The sequence below is a fragment of the Cecembia sp. genome, from assembly GCF_007126775.1.
GTDB lineage: Bacteria > Bacteroidota > Bacteroidia > Cytophagales > Cyclobacteriaceae > Cecembia.
Window position 1 is genome coordinate 38,053 of the sequence record NZ_SLAP01000109.1, and the last position, 20,758, is coordinate 58,810.

The 20,758-nt window shown below is 40.4% G+C and carries 17 protein-coding genes; 5 read left to right on the forward strand and 12 right to left on the reverse strand.

Annotated features, from left to right (window positions below; genetic code table 11):
- Positions 1–7: 7 nt before the first annotated feature.
- The 11 genes from QZT73_RS07385 to sucD all read right to left on the reverse strand — a co-directional run bounded on the left by QZT73_RS07385 (position 8) and on the right by sucD (position 12,657).
- The gene (locus tag QZT73_RS07385) at positions 8–1,774 is read right to left on the reverse strand and encodes a proton-conducting transporter membrane subunit (RefSeq protein ID WP_291787445.1); all 1,767 of its coding nucleotides are present in this window, start codon (positions 1,772–1,774) and stop codon (positions 8–10) included.
- Entirely contained in the window at positions 1,771–3,273 is a 1,503-nt protein-coding gene (locus QZT73_RS07390; protein WP_291787447.1) for a proton-conducting transporter membrane subunit, read from the reverse strand. Before QZT73_RS07390 ends, QZT73_RS07385 begins: the two co-directional genes overlap by 4 nt.
- On the reverse strand, positions 3,260–4,795 hold the full coding sequence (locus QZT73_RS07395) for a proton-conducting transporter membrane subunit (protein ID WP_291787449.1): 1,536 nt from the start codon (positions 4,793–4,795) through the stop codon (positions 3,260–3,262). Before QZT73_RS07395 ends, QZT73_RS07390 begins: the two co-directional genes overlap by 14 nt.
- Positions 4,792–5,094 (reverse strand): NADH-quinone oxidoreductase subunit K, encoded by a 303-nt coding sequence (locus QZT73_RS07400; RefSeq protein ID WP_291787451.1) that lies wholly within the window; start codon positions 5,092–5,094, stop codon positions 4,792–4,794. Before QZT73_RS07400 ends, QZT73_RS07395 begins: the two co-directional genes overlap by 4 nt.
- A gap of 48 nt (positions 5,095–5,142) precedes the next feature.
- Entirely contained in the window at positions 5,143–6,096 is a 954-nt protein-coding gene (locus QZT73_RS07405) for a hydrogenase subunit MbhD domain-containing protein (protein WP_291787453.1), read from the reverse strand.
- Complete coding sequence (locus QZT73_RS07410) at positions 6,096–6,401, reverse strand: monovalent cation/H(+) antiporter subunit G (protein ID WP_291787464.1); 306 nt, start codon at positions 6,399–6,401, stop codon at positions 6,096–6,098. Before QZT73_RS07410 ends, QZT73_RS07405 begins: the two co-directional genes overlap by 1 nt.
- Positions 6,398–6,667 (reverse strand): hypothetical protein, encoded by a 270-nt coding sequence (locus QZT73_RS07415; protein ID WP_291787465.1) that lies wholly within the window; start codon positions 6,665–6,667, stop codon positions 6,398–6,400. The genes QZT73_RS07410 and QZT73_RS07415 overlap by 4 nt, the downstream gene beginning before the upstream one ends.
- Positions 6,668–7,118: 451 nt before the next feature.
- On the reverse strand, positions 7,119–8,759 hold the full coding sequence (locus QZT73_RS07420; RefSeq protein WP_291787466.1) for an ABC-F family ATP-binding cassette domain-containing protein: 1,641 nt from the start codon (positions 8,757–8,759) through the stop codon (positions 7,119–7,121).
- A 261-nt stretch (positions 8,760–9,020) separates the two neighbouring features.
- Positions 9,021–10,409 (reverse strand): Na+/H+ antiporter NhaA, encoded by a 1,389-nt coding sequence (gene nhaA / locus QZT73_RS07425; RefSeq protein ID WP_291787467.1) that lies wholly within the window; start codon positions 10,407–10,409, stop codon positions 9,021–9,023.
- A gap of 472 nt (positions 10,410–10,881) precedes the next feature.
- A complete protein-coding gene (locus tag QZT73_RS07430; protein ID WP_291783224.1) occupies positions 10,882–11,529 on the reverse strand; it encodes a hypothetical protein in 648 nt (215 codons plus the stop codon).
- A gap of 246 nt (positions 11,530–11,775) precedes the next feature.
- Positions 11,776–12,657, reverse strand: a complete 882-nt coding sequence (sucD, locus tag QZT73_RS07435) for a succinate--CoA ligase subunit alpha (RefSeq protein ID WP_291783221.1) — start codon at positions 12,655–12,657, stop codon at positions 11,776–11,778.
- A 129-nt stretch (positions 12,658–12,786) separates the two neighbouring features.
- Here sucD and QZT73_RS07440 point away from each other — a divergent pair, with 129 nt between their 5' ends.
- The 5 genes from QZT73_RS07440 to QZT73_RS07460 are packed head-to-tail and all read left to right on the forward strand — an operon-like array spanning position 12,787 to position 19,763.
- Positions 12,787–16,215: an ATP-binding protein gene (locus QZT73_RS07440; protein WP_291787468.1), complete on the forward strand. Its 3,429-nt coding sequence runs from the start codon at positions 12,787–12,789 to the stop codon at positions 16,213–16,215.
- A 51-nt stretch (positions 16,216–16,266) separates the two neighbouring features.
- Positions 16,267–17,445 (forward strand): ATP-binding protein, encoded by a 1,179-nt coding sequence (locus QZT73_RS07445; RefSeq protein ID WP_291779599.1) that lies wholly within the window; start codon positions 16,267–16,269, stop codon positions 17,443–17,445.
- Between the two features lie 2 nt (positions 17,446–17,447).
- Entirely contained in the window at positions 17,448–18,080 is a 633-nt protein-coding gene (locus QZT73_RS07450; RefSeq protein WP_291787469.1) for an ATP-binding cassette domain-containing protein, read from the forward strand.
- Positions 18,077–19,300 carry an FtsX-like permease family protein gene (locus tag QZT73_RS07455; RefSeq protein ID WP_291779605.1) on the forward strand — a complete coding sequence of 408 codons (1,224 nt, stop codon included), beginning with the start codon at positions 18,077–18,079 and terminating at the stop codon, positions 19,298–19,300. Before QZT73_RS07450 ends, QZT73_RS07455 begins: the two co-directional genes overlap by 4 nt.
- 25 nt (positions 19,301–19,325) lie before the next feature.
- Positions 19,326–19,763 carry a hypothetical protein gene (locus QZT73_RS07460; protein ID WP_291779608.1) on the forward strand — a complete coding sequence of 146 codons (438 nt, stop codon included), beginning with the start codon at positions 19,326–19,328 and terminating at the stop codon, positions 19,761–19,763.
- 54 nt (positions 19,764–19,817) lie between these two features.
- Here the strand turns inward: QZT73_RS07460 and QZT73_RS07465 are convergent, their stop codons facing one another.
- Complete coding sequence (locus QZT73_RS07465) at positions 19,818–20,645, reverse strand: aminotransferase class IV (protein ID WP_291787470.1); 828 nt, start codon at positions 20,643–20,645, stop codon at positions 19,818–19,820.
- Between the last annotated feature and the right edge of the window lie 113 nt (positions 20,646–20,758).

A 20,758-nucleotide genomic window follows, 5' to 3' on the forward strand; every position in this document is an offset into this window, starting at 1 on the left:
GTCATATTTATCTGAGGAATAAGAACAAGGTGAGGAAAAATATAAAGAAGCTAATACCGACTACCTCCCAGCGTCTCAACAATGCTTCTGCGGAGGAACTGATCTGTATTGTTTTTTTATTATCTATGAATTTATTGATGATTTTCTCGGCACTTTGTCGGGATTGCATGAGTGACTGTAGCGAAGCCATTGCTTTTTGAAAAGGCTTTTCAATTTTCCTCCATAACCAGAGTAGGATATAAAGGAAGTCACCTGCGGGTATCTGAGGTTTTTCTTGAGGCCACCTATTGAGAAAAGAGAACTTTAGCGTAAAAATTACAACAAGTCCTCCTGCGGTGAGAAGGATTGGCCAAAGCGCAGTCCATATAGTAATGGGATTCCAGAAAAAAGACAGCATACTTTCTTCTCCTATAATCAAGGACATTAACTCTGAGGATAGAAGCGTAGGGGACATTGTCCACCAACCTCCAGCGAACAGAAGAAATATCCATGGAAGTATAAAACTTGGAATTTTATTTTCTTTGGGGGGCTCTACTTGTCCCAGTAGGTGTAAAAAACGGCTCAGTAATAATGTTGTTGTGATAGCCGATAGACTTAACAAATAGGAGAAGAAATCAATGCCTGGAAGATTGGTTTTTCCAAGAAAGGTTTTGAGCAGGTATTTTGTCCAAAGTCCACCGGTAAGCGGTCCACCCGCTATGGCCAAAACCCCTAAGCCTAATCCTAACCACATCAATATTCGCCAATATCCTCCTACTTTAGCAGGAAGTGCTGTTCCCAAAAACAAAAGGGCCTTAGCTGTGCCGTGGTTGAATCCATAAAGCGCAATTGCAGGCAGGATTATTCCTGCAGGGAAGCCTCCATACAATCCAAGTCCCAGAAATGCGGTCATAAGACCCATTTGACTGATGCTTGAATAAGCGAGATTGGTTTTAGGGTCAACCTGAAGTAAGCCTATGATCACTGCACCTAGAGCAGCTGTAAAACCGAGAGATACTATGAGTAAGCTGAAAGAAGGCCATGTTACCAATCCTACAGGAGTAAAATGCATCCAGCCAACCAATCCAGCTTTTATCATGGCACCGCTAAGTACTGCACTGGCCGGTACAGGAGCTGCGGGGTGCGCCAAGGGAAGCCAGAAATATAAAGGAATAGCCCCCACCTTAACACCAAACCCAATCAGGCCCAATAGGAAGATGAAGGGGCCATTTGAAGCACTCGCCAGTGCGGGAGGTATGTCAGCGAGGAGCATACTCCCTGCACTTTGGACTGCCAGAAATAAAGCACTGATAATAAATAGTTCGCCGATAATGGACATCACCAGATAAACCTTCGCGGCTTGGCGGGCAGAGTGAGTTTGGCTATGGATTACTAATCCATAGGAGGCAAAGGTCATCAAAGCAAAAAATGTGTAGAAAGAGGCAGCATCTGCTGCAATAAGCAACCCGAAATTCCCTGCCATAGCAGTTCCAAAATAGAAGTAAAAACTGCTATTTCTAGCATCTTCTTTTAAGTACAGTCCGGCAAAAAATCCAGAGCTGGCCCATAAAATCCCTGTCAGCAACAGAATTATCCGCCTTGGTGTATCAAGAGAAAAGTGGGTTCCTAAAATGAACCAATCCAGACTGATTTCGGGTACTTCCACCAATCCTGTCCAAATGGCAGGTAAAGAGGCGAAAATAAAAATAGTAGGGGCATTCCGAGATCCAGCAGGAAGGAATGCGGTAAGCAGCGCGGCTAAGAGCGGCAATATGATAACGAGCAACCAGATCATGGCAAGTGAAGATAAAACCGATCAGCTATTTCGCGGGCAAAGTACAGCGGACTGTTTGTGGAGGCAGCAAATAACCCTGCTGCAAGGGAAAACAGTCCAGTCAATAGCACTGGGATTAACAATAATGCTTCGGTCTCCCAGCGGCCCGAACAACGGGGCTGAATAGTACTAGGTTCTGGTTCACAAAACCATGCCCTGTAAACGATGGGTAGAAAATAAGCTGCATTCAATGCACTGCTAGCAAGTAGAACCAGCACTACCCAATAAGTTTCCGCTTCAACAGCCCCTAGTCCAAGATACCATTTGCTGACAAATCCTGCAACGGGTGGGAGACCGATCATGCCAAAGGCTGCAATGGTAAAAGCAACCATGGTAATGGGCATGCGTCGACCGATGCCATTGAGTTGGCTGATTCTATAATAACCATAAGTCTCGGCCACATTTCCAGCTGCAAAGAACATGGTGATTTTCATGATTCCTTGATGGACAAGGTGGACTATTGCTCCAGTAGTACTCAGGACTCCTGTGATGGCCACGCCCAAAGCAATGTAGGAAAGCTGGCTGATAGTGGAGTAAGCAAGCCGTTTTTTGAAGTCGTCCTGGTAAAAAGCTTTTACCGAACCGTAGATTATTGTAAAACCTGCAAAAATCGCCAACGGGGTAAGCAGATTCATCTGTTCAGATGTCTGGACTCCATAAATGTCATAAACCAAGCGAATAATTCCAAAGGCTCCGGCTTTGACCACGGCTACGGCATGCAAAAGAGCACTTACAGGTGCAGGGGCTACCATGGAAATAGGCAACCATCCATGCAGTGGGAAAATTGCGGCTTTTACAGCAAGGCCACTCAACATCAGAAAAAAGACAATGGTCAATTGGAGTCCATTTTCCGGAGCCAGGCTCGCTATAATCTCGGTCTGGCCAAAATAAATCGGGCCTGCGAGCACAAACAAACCGACTACACCCAAGAATAAAACTGTACCCCCACCGATGGTATACCAAAGGTAAGTCCTGCCCGCTTCTACGGCTTTATCGTCTCCACGGTGTACCACCAATGGGTATGTCGACAATGTGAGGAACTCGTAGAAAACGAAGAAGGTAAGTACATTTCCGGAAAGGGCAATTCCCGTACTGGAGGTAACACAAAGGCTGAAAAAAGCAAAAAAACGTCTTTGGTGTTTTCCGCCCTTCAAGTAACCAATGGCGTAGATCGTGGTAACCAACCATAGTACTGATGAAAGTGTGGCGAAAAGCAGTCCCAATTGATCTATATGTAGTGCAAAAGTCAGATCCGGGGCCAGACCAAAAATGAAAGTGTATGATTCCCCCCGCAGGTAACCCGCAAAAACCCAAGCTACAAGGACCACTTTAGCAATAGCACCAAAGAGGTTAAGGAAATTCCTGGCGAGGACCTGCTTTTCCTCCAGGAGCAAGATCACAATTCCCGGTATCAGGGAGCTAATGAGAATCAGCAAAAGCAACAAACTATTCATTTCCATACCGACCTCCTTTCACTATTGATTGAATACCGGATCCAAAGCTTTCACTTCCTTCCAGAAACTGTATCAGATTTTCTGCTGGTATGACGATCAAAAAGGATCCCAGTGCCAAGATAAGGGCGCAGATCTGTAAGCTTTTTGGGACAGAACGGAAATGGTTTATTTCTCGGCTGGGAGCAAAAGCCAAGCGCAATAGCATAAAGACGTAACCTGCAGTCAGTAAGCTGCCTAACAAGATGGCAGGGGCCCACCACCATTGACCGCTGAGGAATACTCCTTTTAAAAGCATCCATTTAGCCATAAAACCTCCGCTTGGCGGAAGTCCGATTAAACTCACCCCGGCAATGCCAATAGCCATTGCGGTCATCGGCATCCATGCTACCAGATCCCTTAGGGATTCTATCCTATCGTGTCCCAAAGCCATGATAATTATTCCAGCTGATAGAAATAGAGAGGATTTGGCAAAAGCATGTGAAATTACTTGAAAGATGCCTGCTGTCCAAGCCGGAGATAGCCAATTAGCTGAATCTGAAGATATTCCAGGGGCTATAATCAGCAATGGGAACATCATTAGTAAATATCCCATTTGAGCAACACTTGAATGGGCAACAAGAAGCTTAAAGTTCGTCTGTAAAAGCGCCTGCCAGGAACCCCACAGCACTGCTGCAGCGCCTGCAATTCCTATGAGTTGTCCTGCAGCGAAGGTCAGGGAGACCTCAAAAACTTCAGTCCACAACCTGAGCATCATGTAAAATGCCCCTTTAACTACCAAAGCGGAAAGTAAAGCACTCACGGGAGCCAAGGCTGCAGAATGGGCAGGTGGGAGCCAAAAATGAAAAGGAAAGGCGGCCTTTTTGATCATTAAACCAAGAGTAATAATTATCAGGGCAAAGTTGGTTGTTTTACCCGGCTTAAGAACCTCACTCAAATGTTCAAGATCAAGGGTTCCGGTACTCCCATAGATCAGTGCTACTCCAAATAGATAGGCCATTGAACCGGCAATTGCTGCCAATAGATAGCGTAAGCCGGACTTCAGAGCATTTTTCTCACCCGAAAGCACAGCCAGGCCTACCGCACAGATAGTAATGATTTCTATGGTTACATAGAGGTTAAACAGGTCATTAGAGAGAAAAAGTCCATTCAGGCCTGCCCAAAGGAAAAACCATAAAGGCCAGAATAGCGGGAACCTCCCCTTAGAAGCCTCTCTGGCCCGGAAGTACCACCAGGTATATAAGCTGATGAAAACCCCTATTGTAGCAGTCAAACCAATGAATACCGCAGACAAAGGATCCATCCGTAACAATATTCCCAAAGGAGGTTCCCATCCACCCAAAATATGAATAACGGTTCCTTTTTGTATCACTTCTATAAATGAGACTAAGGCCAAAATTCCGATCAAAAAGCTTCCCCAAAGGCCAATTATAGCTCTTCTATTGATCCTGAAAATGAGACTTAGTATAGCCAAAAATATAGGTAAAGCTACCAAAAGAGCAGGAAATGATGATGTGGGGAAGTTTATCATTTTTCGTCCGTAAAGGTTTCTTCTCCACTGAATTTATGTATACGTCTTGCCAATGACAGAGCAAAAGCAGCAGCGGTCACAGCTACCACGATTCCTGTTATTACCAAGGCATGGGGAACAGGGTCTGCGTAAGAAAGGGAATCTCGGTCTGCAAAACTTACTAAACAGAGGAAGACACCTCCTCCCATAATGATGGTTGCAATGATTTTCCTTAAAAAATGTTTTGCAAGAAACAATCCCCCAAGACCAATGGCAAAGAGAACCACTGAGGTTATACTGTAAATTTTATAAGTTTCCATATTTCATCTTCAAGTGCTAGGTTCGATTTAGATTAGGAACTCTTTAATTTATTTCGTTAAAAAGGCAAAAATTGCCGTGAGGGCAGCTGCAATGCTTACCGCCCCGAATGTTTCTATCATCAATATCAGTAATCCTGCATAGGCGGGAGGATATTCAAACAGGGCTCCTCCTGTGGTCATGAATATCAAACCTAAGAAAAGGAAAAAACCCAGACCAGCAGTCAGCATTAACAAGCGTAGCCGGCGTGGGATTTCTGTGAAAACCGGCCAGCCTCCCAAGTGAAGCAGTATTCCAATCGCCCCCCACATTACAGCAGCCTGAAACGCACCCCCAGGCCCCATTTTTCCAAAATACAGGAGGAAAGCCCCAAAAAGGAATAATACCGGTATAAAAATCAAAATTGCCTGACGAAGTATTGGGTCTTGTGAGGGAGTAATACCCGCTTTACGGTATTGCTTTATTCCACCTGCTGCAAATATTGCCAATAGCCCCATTAGAATAACTCCAATTTCCAGCCAAGTATCATATGCACGGTAATTAAGCAAAACAGCAGTAACCGGGTGTTCCACCCCGGATTCAGAAATCTTGGATCCGGCAAGTGCAGTTAATCCACCGCCTTCAGGAATATTCCAGACCGCTTCCAGTGAAATGAGAAGAAAAAGCAGTAATCCTATACCCAAACCGATTTTTGGAAAGAGTTCGGACCTGTTCTTTACTTCAACAGAATTATTTGGTTTTACTTCAATGACATTGTGATTTTTTGAAAATGTAAGCGAAAAGTCCCGTAAAGAATCAAGCAGCAGCACACCCATAAATCCGGAAGCAATAGCAGCCTCGGCAATGGCTACATCCACTGCACCTAATCGGATCCAAGCCAAAGCTAAGGTCAAACCAAAAGCGAAAAAAACAAAAACTGCTTTGCTTAGCTTCGGTGCAAGCATGCACCGAAAAGCAAGGTATACTGAAAGTAAGGCCAGCAATATATCGATCAAAATATCCACTATTCCTCCCTTCTGTTTTTAGATTTGTCCTGTCCCCTTTGGAAACGTGCGATGAGATAACTGGATGTGGCACTTGAAAGGAGTGTCAATATCCAGATCAAGAAAATCTTAACTGAAGTCCAAGGTGATGCAATGTATAAGGCCATGCCCGCTGCGATAAAGCCAAGTCCTAAATTATCGGCATTAGTCAGGGCGTGTAGGCGGGAGAATAAATCCGGAAAACGAAGTAAACCCAATGTTCCTGCCAGAAAAAAGAAACAGCCCGCCAATAAAAGTAGAACGATTAACAATTCCTTTATCATCATGGCATTTTTTCTTTCTTTTTTTTCCAGACCTGAACCAAACAGATTACCAAAATAATGGATAACACATTGAAAGTAATTACCACATTAAGCAAAGTAAGATCATTCAGGTAACCGGCCATTACCATCAGTATGGCCATGCCAGCAGTACCGAAAAGTTGGGTGGTCAGCAAGCGGTCTGCAATTGATGGGCCCCGCCAAAGCCGAATTAAACCCAAACCAATGTTGAGCAGAAGGAAGATGATCACTATGATGAAAAAGCTGTCCATTCAAGCAAATTATTTTGACCAAAAAGGGAGCTACTATTAAACCGAGAGCAATATTGTCATATACGCTCCTTGATTGGAAATGTTTAAGGTTTTAAAATAACGAAAAAATTAATTATAATTTTTGTTTGAACCCTTAAATTAATAGCTTATACCGTTTTATAGGCTGTTCATTTTTTCAGCCATACTTATTTTAATGGCTTCAATAGGATCAGGTCCATCAATAGGATAATGTTTTTTCTCATATCCATCAATATCTTAAAGCTATTATCTACTTGTATCCACTATAATATCTCTACCATATTTCTAAATATATCCCGAAGCATTTTTCCATAATATTCCCTTCAATTTCTCCCAACCCATATCAAAAAATATCACTTTGTAAATATCAACCAATATCGAACGCTACCTATATCGCTGAAGGCATGTTTCCATTTATATCACTAGGCATATATCATTTTGAACTTCGTTCCACCTCCCTCAAATTCTCCAATTTCTTATTTCTCAGGAAGCCATTGATGTCCTCAAAGTGTTCCTTAACTCTTTTATTTCCAAACTCAAAAACCTTGGTGGCCAAGCCATCGAGGAAGTCCCTGTCGTGGGAAACCAGGATCAAAGTGCCGTCAAAATCCTTTAAAGCATCCTTTATGATGTCCTTGGTACGCATATCGAGGTGGTTGGTAGGTTCGTCAAGGATAAGCAGATTGACCGGCTCCAATAAAAGTTTGATCATGGCCAATCGGGTTTTTTCTCCTCCGGATAACACCTTTACTTTTTTGTTTATATCATCACCTTTGAACATAAACGCGCCCAAAAGGTCCTTGATTTTGGAGCGGATTTCTCCTACAGCAATCTGATCTATGGTTTCGAAGATAGTCAGGCTTTCATCCAGCAGTGAAGCCTGGTTTTGGGCAAAGTAACCTATCATACTATTGTGCCCCAGTTCACAACGGCCTTCAAAGTCGATTTCTCCCATAATGGCTTTGATCATGGTGGATTTACCTTCCCCGTTTTTACCAACAAAGGCCACTTTTTGTCCTCTTTCAATGGTCATGGAAGCATTCTTGAATACCACATGTTCACCATAGGATTTGGTAAGTTCTTCGACTATTATCGGATACTTTCCGGACCTCGGGGAAGGAGGAAAGCGTAGTTTCAGGGCAGAAGTGTCCACTTCATCCACCTCAATGATTTCCATTTTTTCAAGCATTTTCACTCGAGATTGTACTTGCAGGGTTTTGGAATAAGTGCCTTTAAAGCGGTCGATAAATCCTTGAATATCCGCAATCGTACGCTGCTGCTCTTCGTAATGCTTCTGCTGTTGTTCCCTACGTTCTTTTCTCAGTTCGAGGTAATGGCTGTATTTTGCCTTGTAATCATAAATTCGGCCCATGGTTACCTCAATGGTACGGTTGGTGATGTTATCCACAAAGGCACGGTCATGGGAAATCACCACTACCGCTTTTGCTTTTTCAGTCAAAAATTCCTCCAGCCACTGAATGGATTCTATGTCCAGGTGGTTGGTAGGCTCATCCAAGAGGATCAGATCAGGTTTTTGCAAAAGAATTTTGGCCAACTCAATCCTCATTCTCCATCCACCGGAAAATTCCGAAGTTGGTCGCTGGAAATCGGACCTGTCAAAACCAAGACCCAAAAGGACCTTTTCCACTTCTTCTTCATAATTCACTTCTTCAATGGAATAGAACTTCTCCGATACTTCTGAAACCCTTTCAATGATTTTGTAATATTCCTCAGAATCATAATCCGTTCTAACGGTCAACTCGTCATTCAGCCTGTCTATTTCCTCTTTAAGGTTTAGGTAAGACGCAAATGCCTTGGCTGTCTCTTCGAAGACAGTACAATCATCAGCAGTCAGCAAATGCTGAGGGAGATAGGCGATTACTGCATCTTTGGGTGCGGAAACACCACCTTTGGAGGGTTTGGTTGCTCCTGCTATGATTTTAAGCATGGTGGATTTTCCGGCTCCGTTTTTCCCCATGAGTGCAATTTTATCATTGGGGTTGATGGAAAAAGAAACATCACTGAATAAGGCGTGTCCGCCGTGAATCACTGCAATATTGTCGACTGAGATCATGGTATTAGGAATTCAAGGCGCAAAGGTAGTTTATTCTTGAAATATACTTTGTCTAACCAGATAGGTTCGTGAAATAAATTGAAATAAAAATAAAATCGAAGTATATCAAAGAAACCGAGAGTGAAACGATACGGGATAAAAAATGATCAATTAGGAACGGTTTTTTCTATTGAAACATAGTCGAGATTTTTTATTTCTAATGTTCTGCAAAACTAAACTTGGGACTCCCACCAAAAATCAGCTGTATTCAGCAGAGTGACTCTATTTTTGGATTGGTTTAAGGTCTTCAGCAGCCTTGTTTATTTGAGGAAATGAAGTGATTTCCTTTTTATTCACGGCTCTCTTCAAGATTAAATATCCTGCTATTCCAGACACTAAAGAGGCCAATAATACACCCATTTTGGCTTGCTCTACGTAGACGGGGTTGGTAAATGCCAAGGCATTAATAAAGAGTGACATGGTGAATCCAATGGCTGCCAGGCAAGAAATTCCAAGCAGCATGCTGGCATTTAGACCTTCAGGCATGCTGAACCATTTGAGTTTAAGACCCAAGGTAGACAAGCCATAAATTCCGATAATTTTTCCAAATACAAGACCAAAACATACTCCCATAGCAATGGGGCTACTTATCATTTCCATCCAGTTGCTATCCAATACCACTCCGGCATTGGCCAGTGCAAAGACAGGCATGACAATATAAACTACCAAACCATGCATGCTTCTCTCCAGCCTTTGTAGGGGAGAGATGGAGGCTTTCGAGATTCTTTTAATTTCCCCTATGATGTTTTCTTCCTCACTGGAGAGCAGGTATTTTTCATCTCTAGCTTTATTGGCTTCTTTGAATTTAGCAGCGAGGTGATCAATATTGAACAGGTATTTTTTTTTGTTGATTTTTCTGTCTGCGGGAATGACAAATGCGGCCAAAACTGCTGCAATAGTAGCATGTACACCAGATAACAGGGTGGCTAGCCAGACACCTCCAATTCCAAGAATAGAATAAATCAATACCCTCCTTACTCCGATTTTGTTGAGGGTAAACATCAAACCTAGAATTAGGGCACCAATGCTCAGGTTTACCATGGAGATTTCAGAGGTATAAAATAAGGCTACTACCAAGACTGCGCCCAGATCGTCTATTATGGCCAACGCTGTAAGAAAAACCTTGAGCTGAATAGGAACTCTTGGACCTAATAAATAGAGTACACCCAAGGCAAATGCAATATCAGTTGCCATGGGAATTCCCCATCCTCGAAGTGCATCAACAGAGCCGCCAGATGTAAAAGCAAGGTATATCAGGGCTGGGAACGCCATTCCACCTATGGCAGCTACAATAGGCATTAGGACATTTTTTGGAACTGAAAGTTCCCCACAAATGATTTCCCTTTTTAGTTCAAGTCCTATGACAAAAAAGAAAATGGACATCAATCCATCATTGATCCAAAGCAATATGGATTTTTCAACACTGAATCCACCAATCGTAAATCCAATGTTTTGATTCAAAAACCACTGAATATAGCCATGAGCGGGTGAGTTTGCTAAAATCAATGCCAATGCAGCAGAAAAAAACAACAACATCGAACTGAATGTGCTTTTTTTGATAAAGCGCATCATTGGGCTAAGTATATTGATATTCAAAGATCTGGATGTCATATTACTTCGATTTTAGTGCTGTTAATTGGCTTTCTTTAGGACTCAAATTCTACGGGAAATTTTTTAAAAAGGATAGGTTGAATCCAATTGTCGCTTAATAAATACAGCGCATTGATAATGTTTACTTTATCGCTACCAGACTATCGCCAGGCCAAAAAAATAAAATATATATACAAAAATATGTATTACAAATTCATAAAAAATACCCATATATAAATTTTCACAAACATAAGCCACTTAATGACAATGCTTAAAGCGACATTTACAATCACTTTGAAAGATTTATAAAACTTATTTATGATCATTATATCAAGCTTCTAAAGCCTATACCTTCCCTATCTCGGAAGTGTTTTTTAGATACTTGGCTATGGGTTTTTATGATACAAAACTTTAGTCTTTTACCATTGTAGTTTTTGTATCATGTTTTACATGATGATAGTATGGGTAAGGATATAATCCGATAGGACTCTTGTTATAAGTTTCGTTCTATATCAACTTCTGTAATAAATCTTCCTTTCTCAATGGTACCGATTTTATCCCCACTACAGCTATATAAATCACAGGTAACAACAGTCCATAATCTAACTCTTTTGTAATCCTTATTTCCTTCAGAGTCAGGTTGTAATTCCTGCAATCTGACAATCTCGATGGAGCTTTTATTTTGGTCTCCAAAGTAAGTGGAAAAGCAGCCATCCTTGGTTGTTCCTTGAATTATAAAACCATCAAATACAGTGTTGCTTGTAGTCTGGAATTCTTTTTTACCTACGTCAAAGATGGCCAGTTTAGTGGAATAGGTATCAGCCGTATCAAGGGCCGGTGATATAATTTTTAATGATCTCAGATTCGCGGCCGGATCATTTTTAGAGAATCCGAAATTTCTCTGTTGAATGGCTTTGTTATCAGCAACACACCAAAAGCTTTGTCGGAATATTGTAACCCCACCGTTCCAATCAAATCTCCAGGCAATATTTTCATTCAAAACCTTTCCATTAAACTGTAGGGTTGTCTCGGTTTTAAAACGAGCTATTTCGCTGTCAATTGGGTTTATTGAGTCTGTTGTATCACAACCTAAAATAATGAAGACCGTCAAAGTCAGAAATATTGGAATACACTTTCTCATAATAGTATTTGTTTTTTACAATGGTGCCTAAAGTTTAACTGCAGCTTCCAATACACTTTTTTTCCAAGACGTATAAACTCTCAAAACTGTCCCGTATTTCCACTAAATTAAAAAAGATTTAGTTTGATTTCATGTTTTCATTTAATTTATTTTCATCATGTCAACAATAAAAAAACCGCCAGGATTTCTCCGAGCGGTTTTTTATTTATCAGTTACTAATCATTAATAACCGATCACTAATTTCTATCAAGCCTCAACTTCTAAAACCTTGGCCATCACTGCGCCGATTTCTGCAGGGCTTTCAGCTACGTGGATACCGTTTTCGGCCATAATTCTCATTTTGGCAGCAGCTGTGTCATCGGCGCCACCGATAATGGCACCGGCATGGCCCATTCTACGTCCCGGAGGAGCAGTCTGTCCAGCGATAAATCCAACTACTGGTTTTTTATTTCCTGTTTCCCTGATCCATTTGGCAGCTTCAGCCTCATAGTTACCTCCAATTTCACCGATCATGACAATAGCATCCGTTTCCGGGTCTTCCATCAACAGCTGTACAGCTTCTTTTGTTGAAGTACCTATGATTGGGTCTCCACCGATGCCTATGGCAGTGGATACTCCCATTCCAGCCTTAGCGATTTGATCAGCAGCTTCATAAGTTAATGTTCCTGATTTGGAAACAATGCCGACCCGGCCTTTTTTGAAAACAAATCCAGGCATGATCCCAACTTTAGCTTCGCCCGGGGTTATCACACCAGGACAGTTTGGACCAACCAATACAGCGCCTCTTTCTTTGATATATGGCTTGGCCTTCATCATGTCAGCCACTGGAATTCCTTCGGTGATGGCAATGATTACTTTGATACCAGCGTCTGCAGCTTCCATGATGGCATCTGCCGCAAATGCTGGGGGAACAAAGATGATGGATGTATTGGCACCTGTTTTTGAGACTGCTTCTTCCACAGAGTTGTAAACAGGCTTTTCCAAATGTTTGGTTCCACCTTTGCCTGGAGTTACTCCTCCCACTACATTGGTACCATACTCTATCATTTGCTGTGCATGGAATGAACCTTCAGAACCGGTAAAGCCCTGCACGATCACTTTTGAATCTTTATTGACTAAAACACTCATATTGCGATTTTTAAAGTTTGGACAAAAATAAAAGATTAAGTCCTACCACAAAAAGAAAAGGGAAACAATATCCAATTTATTTACAGTATGGATATCTTTTTATAATTTAGATGGCTGTTACCCTGGATTATGAGAGTATTATTTGGTTGGATTTTTCTATTTCTGACGTTTACTGAAGTCAATGCACAGGTCTTTCCCGTGAATAGACAAATAAGGGGTGTAGAATTGCCTTCTGATATAATTTATAATTTACAACAGGATACAGAAGGTCAGATTTGGTTCAATACAGCTCTGGGACTTTATTATTCTGATGGATTTTTTACTTATCCTATCCCTGATTCCATTCAATCCCAGTTATCCAAGCGTATCCACATACTGAAGGGAAAAGATGAAGCAATTTGGATTTATAATAAAACTGGAGAGCCTAGAGTCTTTAGATATAAGGAAAACGATTGGATGATTTTTCCTTTACCCGAAGAGCTTGATGGTCAGATTTTTAACTACCTTCATTTTGATTTTTTTGATCATAAGGGAAAGGAGGGGTACTTTTTTATAAATAGTAATTTTATATACTTTTTTGATGGACTTTCATGGAAAAAAGAACCGCTATCTTATGAAAATAGTGGAGCATTTTATGCTGTTTTTCATAATGAAGAATTCACTTTATTGCTATTTGAAAAGCAGTCACTGAAGTTTGATGGTGAAAAATATACCGACCTGAAGTGGGAGGGAATCACATTGCCCAATCAGGTTGCCAGGATAGTAAAAGGCAAAAAAAATGAACGGTACTATTTTCTTGGTGAAGATTTTTTTGCAGAAGGATCAAGTTTAAATAAGGTAGACAGAATAATCAGTAGTGGTTTTGTCAAGAGCGCTTACATTACCGAACCATTCAGTGGTTTAATGTTATCAAATGGCAATATCCTTTATCATTATAACTCCCAATTATTTAAGTACAATATAGAAGAGGATAAGGTTATTGGATTAAGTACCATTGATTTACTGCGTACGCATAACCTTTATTCCAGCTTTTTAGACAGGGAAGGAGTGTTATGGATTACATCTCACCGTGGTTTGGTGAATATTCGCTCATTGCGCTTTTTGAATTTTTCATCACCCCCTTTTTTGGAAGACGAGGTTACTGCGCTGTTCCAGCTAAGTGAAAAGGAATTATTGCTGGGTTTTAATAGTGGCCTTCAAATTCTGGAAAATGGAAAAACGAGGAATCTTTATCAGGATGATGCGCTGATTGGTCAGCCGGAGATCAGAATCACAAGTTTTGCAGAAGATAAAAATGGGAAAATTTGGTTTACAGCCAATGCTAAGGGTTTAGGTAAATTTGATCCAATGACCAGAAATTTGACTTTTCAGAAAAGTCCCTTTGATAAATATGTGAATTCAGCCCATTTGGTAGGGGATAGCATTTTTATAATATGCAACAACAAGGTATATCTTTCAAATATCCACAACGCTTCAGAGATGCATTTTAACAAGGATATCACCTTGGATCTTTTATCATCCCTTGGTCAAGACAAAGTTTTTTTGAGAAAGGTTGGAAAGCTTTCTGATGGCAGATTGGTTTTGATGCAGGGAGGAAATGCTACCCCGGACTTAGACAGGGTTTCGGTATTCGATGGGGGAATAGCAGTTATTGGGTATGATTTTTTAGAATGGAGAGATCAGGTTTTATTTGCAACAGAAACAGGTCTGAAAATTTTCAAGGATGGAAAATTATTAGACTTTGAATGGCATGGGCAAAAGGTACAAAGATCTGTGTTTGGTCTTTTGGCGGACAGCTCGGGAAGAATATGGGCAGGAACAGATAGGGGAGTTTATCTGATTGAAGAAGAGGGTATACGTCAATTTGATGAAAGAAGCGGGCTGGCTGGTTCAGAAGTGAACAGAGGGGCTTTGATGGAGGATGCTGATGGTAATGTTTGGATAGGTACTTCTAAAGGCCTTTCAAAATTTAACCCTAGGGAAGATACCCCTACTGGTAGTCTTCCTCTGGTCAAGATTGGCACTCCTCGGATTGTAGATTTCCCTATGCGCAAAGTTGACCTGAAGAAAATTCCTTTCAGTAGCAATAGCATCATCATTCCTTTTAAAGCGGTTACCTTTTTGCAGGATGCACAGCTTACTATAAAATACAAACTTGAAGGGTTAGATGACGCTTGGGTAGAAATCACCAACCCAAGGGATAATCTATTGTATTTCAATAATCTTCCTGCTGGGGATTACAAGCTCTTGCTATCAGCCAGCAGGGATGGTATCAATTTTACTCCTCCGGTAGCTTCTGCCTCTTTCAAAATTTTAAGACCTCCTTATTTTCAGTTCTGGTTCATATCCCTTCTGTTTTTTGTTCTGATAGGCTTTGGTTATTTGATCAAGTCACTTTTTTCCAAGACCAAGCAAACAGGTATTTTGAAAATTGCGGTGGATGAAAAAACCAAAGAAGCATTTCAGTCAGAAGACCAGTTCAAGAATGTTTGGGAAAGTTCGAAGGATGGACTTATGCTTTCAACGAGCAACGGAAAGGTAATAGCTGTAAACGAATCTTTGGCCAAATTGGCTGGACTTTCATTAGAAGATATTGAATCCGGTCATATATGGACGCTGTTCCAAAGTAGGGAATTCTACGAAGAGCAAAAGAAAAAAATAGAGGAAATTTATAGGGATAACCCTGTGACCAGCATCAATGTTGAATTGAAATTGGCTTTCAGGAGTGGGTATAAAGATGTGGATTACTATTCCACTGAGCTTCAGTCGGATTTTGAAGGAGAGAAAGTTTATTTATCGGTTTTTAGAGACATTACTGAAAGGAAGGTATATGAGGAAGGTTTGAAAGCTGCAAAAGAAAAAGCAGAACAGGCAAGTAAAATGAAGTCGGCATTTTTGTCCAATATGAGTCATGAAATCCGCACTCCGCTCAACGGTATATTAGGAACAGCTGAGAATATTATTTTGAATAGAAAAAATGATACAGAACTCATCGTGCAGCTTGAAATCATACAGGAGTCTGGTGAGCGCTTATTAAATACCATCAATAGTATCTTGGATTTGTCTAAAATTGAGGCCAATAAGATGGAGCCCCGTTTGGAAACAGCCAATCTGAATGAATACCTTTCAAAATTACTCCTACCCTTAAAGGCTATGGCTGTCAAGAAAGGGCTATTGATTACAGTCAAATATGTTACGCAGCCTTTTATTGCAAAAATTGATACCCGTTATCTGGAAATGATAATCAATAATGTAGTCGGTAATGCAATCAAATATTCAGATAAGGGACTGATTAGTGTTCGATTGGAAAGGGTTGAGAGCTCTCTACATTTTGAAGTAATTGACCAAGGGCTAGGGATGAGTAAAGAGTTTATGGAAAGAATTTTCAGACCATTTGAGCAGGAAAGCCAAGGCTATGGAAGGACTTTTGAGGGCACAGGTCTGGGTTTGACAATTACCAAAAACCTGGTAAACCTCATGAAAGGTGAAATTATCATTGAAAGTGAAAAGAATATAGGTACGAAGGTATTGATTATTTTACCGGTAGGGTATAAATGATTTTTGAAATCAAGATAATCTTGTAATTTGCATGTTACAGTGACGACGCCTATGTTTCCATTAAGGATTTTGATTACGGAGGATGACCATGTGTCAGCCCTTTTGCTTAAAAAAGCGCTTGAAAAAAATAACCATCAAATAATAGGGATCTCCGAATCGGGAGAAGAAGCCTTGGAAATTTTATCAGAGCATCATGCCGATATTGTGATGATGGACATCAATTTGGCAGGAGAACTTGATGGTATCCGGACTACTGAAATCATCAATGAAAAATATGATATTCCAGTTGTCTACCTTTCGGCGAGTTCAGATGCTGAAACACTAACCAAAGTAGTGGGCACTAATCCCTCTGCTTACGTGATCAAGCCATTTAATATCCGGGAATTGAACATGGTAATTGAATTGGCCATTTTCAAAGACAGGAAAGAAAAAGAGCTTCAAAAGCTCAATAACGAGCTGGAGGAGAAAGTCCGTCAGCGTACCAAAGACTTAGCAGAGGCCAATAAAGAATTGACAAGGGCTTTGGAAAAAGAAAGGGAAATAGGTGAATTAAAATCCAGAATAGTTTTGAATGTTTCCCATGGGTTCAAAACCCCATTAACTTCTATTTTGAGTTCTGCCCAATTGCTACAAAAGTATGCTGAAAAGGACCATCCTTTCAAAGTTAAAATCATGAAGCATGCAGAAAAAATCGAACACTCTGTTAGAAGTCTCAATAGTTTGCTGACTTCTGTACTTTTCTTTGGCAAGGCAGACGCCAATAAGATCGATTATAAACCGAAGAAACTTTTTCTCAATGCATTGGTCAAGGAGGTAGTTGATGTAGTCAAGGCAGGGAGTGAACACGATGTTAAAATCAATTTAAAACTGACCAATTTACCCAAAACCATTACTTCTGATTCAGATCTCTTATATCAAATTTTTGAGAACCTGCTTTCCAATGCAGTAAAGTACTCTAAAGATGGACAGGAAGTCGAGTTTGATCTTTCGGAAGAGGATAGCCATTTGCTTGCTAAGTTCACGGATCATGGAATTGGTATTCCGGAAAAGGAACAAGATCAGCTTTTTGACCGTTTCTTTAGAGCAAAGAATGTCGGCATTACAGAAGGTTCCGGTCTAGGGTTGTCCATTGTAAAAAAATGTGTGGACGTGCTCGATGGGGAGATTACCTTTGAAAGTAAACAAAACCAGGGAACGAAATTTTTTGTAAAAATTCCTATAAAAAAATAACCATGCTTATTGCAAAGAATATTGAGTTTTCATATCAACCAGATCAGAAATTTAATATCCCTACACTGGAACTCAAGGCTGGAGAACAGTTATTGATTTTAGGCAAATCAGGATCAGGTAAAACGACCGTATTGAATATGCTAGGTGGTTTATTGAAACCTAAGCGGGGAGAAATTATTATTGATGGGACTTCTATTTATCAGCTTAAGGGTGCTGCTTTGGACAAATTCCGAGGAAGGAATATTGGAATAATATTTCAAAAACCCCATATACTTTCGCCTTTGACTGTGGAGGAAAATCTCAAGCTGGCCAATTTTTTTTCTGGTACAAATGGCAATAAAAATGAATCCTTATTAAATGATCTGGATATTTTGGATAAAAGGAAAGCAAGGGTCTATACTTTATCAGAGGGTGAGGCTCAAAGGGTCTCAATTGCCAGGGCACTGGCCAATTCTCCCAAAATTATTCTTGCTGATGAACCTACAGCCAGCCTAGATGATATCAATGCAGCCAATGTAGTCAAACTTCTCAAAGAACAAGCAGAAAAGTTCAATGCTGTTTTGATTATAGTAACCCACGACCAAAGGGTAAAAGATCATATTTCCAATCAGATTACTATAGGAGGTGAAGCATGAATATGTTAAAACTGAGCTGGAAGTACTTGATTGCCAAACCTCTGAATACAGGCTTGAACATCCTTTTGCTTGCTTTGGGTCTTGCAATTATTACGGTTCTTATATTGATCCAAGATCAATTTGAGCAGAAGATGACCAAAGACGCAGAAGGCATTGATCTCGTTGTCGGAGCAAAAGGCAGTCCATTACAATTGATTTTATCCAGTGTATACCATATAGATTTTCCGACAGGAAACATTGATATGAACGATGCAATGGCCTTATCCAAAAACCGCTTGGTTAAAAATATTATTCCCTTAGGCATGGGAGATAACTATTTAGGCTATAGGATTGTAGGAACCAATTATGATTACCTGGAACTTTATGATGCTCAAATGATAGAAGGCCATCCTTGGGAGAAGCCTTTCGAAGTAGTGCTTGGTCATGAAGTTGCGGATAAACTTGGGCTCAAAATTGGAGACACTTTTGTAGGGTCTCATGGGATAGGGAGCAGTAGCCATGCCCATGATGAGCATCCCTATACCATAACAGGTATCCTTGTGCCTATGAGTAATGTTTTGGATAAACTCATCCTAACAAGTATAGAGTCTGTTTGGTATACCCACGATGAGGGTCATGATCACGAAAAATTTGAAAAAACTGTAGCGAAAACAGGTTTCCCGGAAACTGATGAAGACAGGGAGGTTACTTCATTATTGGTTCAATACCGTAACCCTATGGCGGCAGTTCAGCTCCCTAGGTATATCAATAGCAGGAGTGCCCTTCAAGCGGCCTCACCATCATTTGAAATATCCCGTTTGTTTGAGTTATTAGGAGTAGGGATCAAACTGATACAGGGTTTAGCCATTGTGATTATTATCATTGCAGGTTTAGGTATTTTCATTGCACTTTTCAATTCTCTCAAGGAACGTAAATATGATTTGGCGGTAATGCGGACCTTGGGAGCATCAAGTACGCAGTTATTTCTTCATATTGTTTTGGAGGGAGTAATACTTACGGTATTGGGTGCGATTGTAGGGATTCTGATCGGGCACCTTTTCATAGCCGTACTTGTTATACAAAATGACCAAGGGGCAATCAGTACACTGAGTGCGACTGTCTTCTTAAAAGAAGAACTATGGATACTTGCTTACGCGGTACTTGTAGGAATAATTGCCTCTCTTATACCAGCTTGGAGCGCTTATCAAACAGATATTGCTAAGCAATTGACCAAATCCTAAATTGAAATTTGAACACCAAATAATAATGAAGAGAACAATAATTTTAAGTTGCTTGATTCTGGCATTGACAATTTCCGCTTATAGTCAGACTGCACAAAATGTATGGAGGGACCTTTCTAATGTTACTTATAAAATTGGGCAGGATGAATTTGGGGAATTGTACATTCCTGTTTTCAGTGATAAAATAAAAGATCTTGAGGGCAAAGTAGTAGAAGCGGATGGCTTTATTATTCCATTTGAGGGCATGTTTAAGCCTGAACACATTATCTTGTCCTCCCTTCCACTGGCAGAGTGTTTTTTTTGTGGCTCCGGTGGACCGGAGACTGTCATGGAAGTTTTGCTTAAAAATCCAATCAAGTACACCTCCAAAAAAGTCAAAGTAAGAGGAAAACTAACCCTTAATGACAGGGATCCTGAAAAATTGATGTATATTCTCAAAGAGGCAGAATTGCTGGCGAATTAAAAATGTAAGAGGACTTCCATCATAGATGAAAGTCCTCTTATTTCTTTTAGGGAATTAGACTGCTTGGTATTGTTTTTTCTCTATTTCCGAAAAGTTTTCAATTAATTTTTTTGTCAAATCACCAGGGAGTCCAGTGCCGATTTTATAATTATCAATTTGTGTTACCGGAAGGATTTTTTTTGTGGTACTGGTAATAAAAACCTCATCTGCATCCAATACTTCTTTTAGGCTGATAGGGCGTATGGAGGTTTGCTGAACCAATTCCAATACACGCTTTCTTGTAATCCCATGTAGAATATGCTGATCGGGAGTGGCAATATTTCCATCTTTTATCACAAATATATTTGAGCGGGAGCTTTCAGATATTTGGCCATTGAGATGGTAGAGAACATCATCGGCACCTTCTCTTTTCCAGGTAGCACTGTGCCATACCGGAAACGCATAATTGGTCGTTTTGATATCCGCTATGGCCCGAATATGCTCCACTGATAATAATTTTATTCCCTTTTCGTATTTGCTTGGTGAGGGAAAATCCAAGTCTTCGCAGAAAATAAATAATGAGCCATCAACTGGAGAGAAATGGTTTTCAGATACTCCACCAGTAAGTACCATGCGTATTCCACCAAACTCAAGATTATTTTTTTCGATCAACTCTTTGATAATTTGGGCAAGTTGTTCTTTGCTCAGGTGTAAAGAAAGATGGGTTTTTTCGGCCGAACTGATAAACCTATCCAGGTAGTCATTTAAGAACATTGGCACATAATGAGCAGTACGGAAAAAGTCGAATATGCCATAACCTCTGATTAATCCTATATCCATGGGATGGAGTGTTGCCTGATCAGAAGCGATTATTTTTTCATTTGCAAAACAGAAAGATTTCATGATACTTCTAAGAATTTGGATCCATCAAAAATACATTTTCTTTTTTAAGGATAAAGAATTTTAGGGTATCCAATTTTAAGGGCCACTTATGTGGATTTTAGTGTATTATTTAA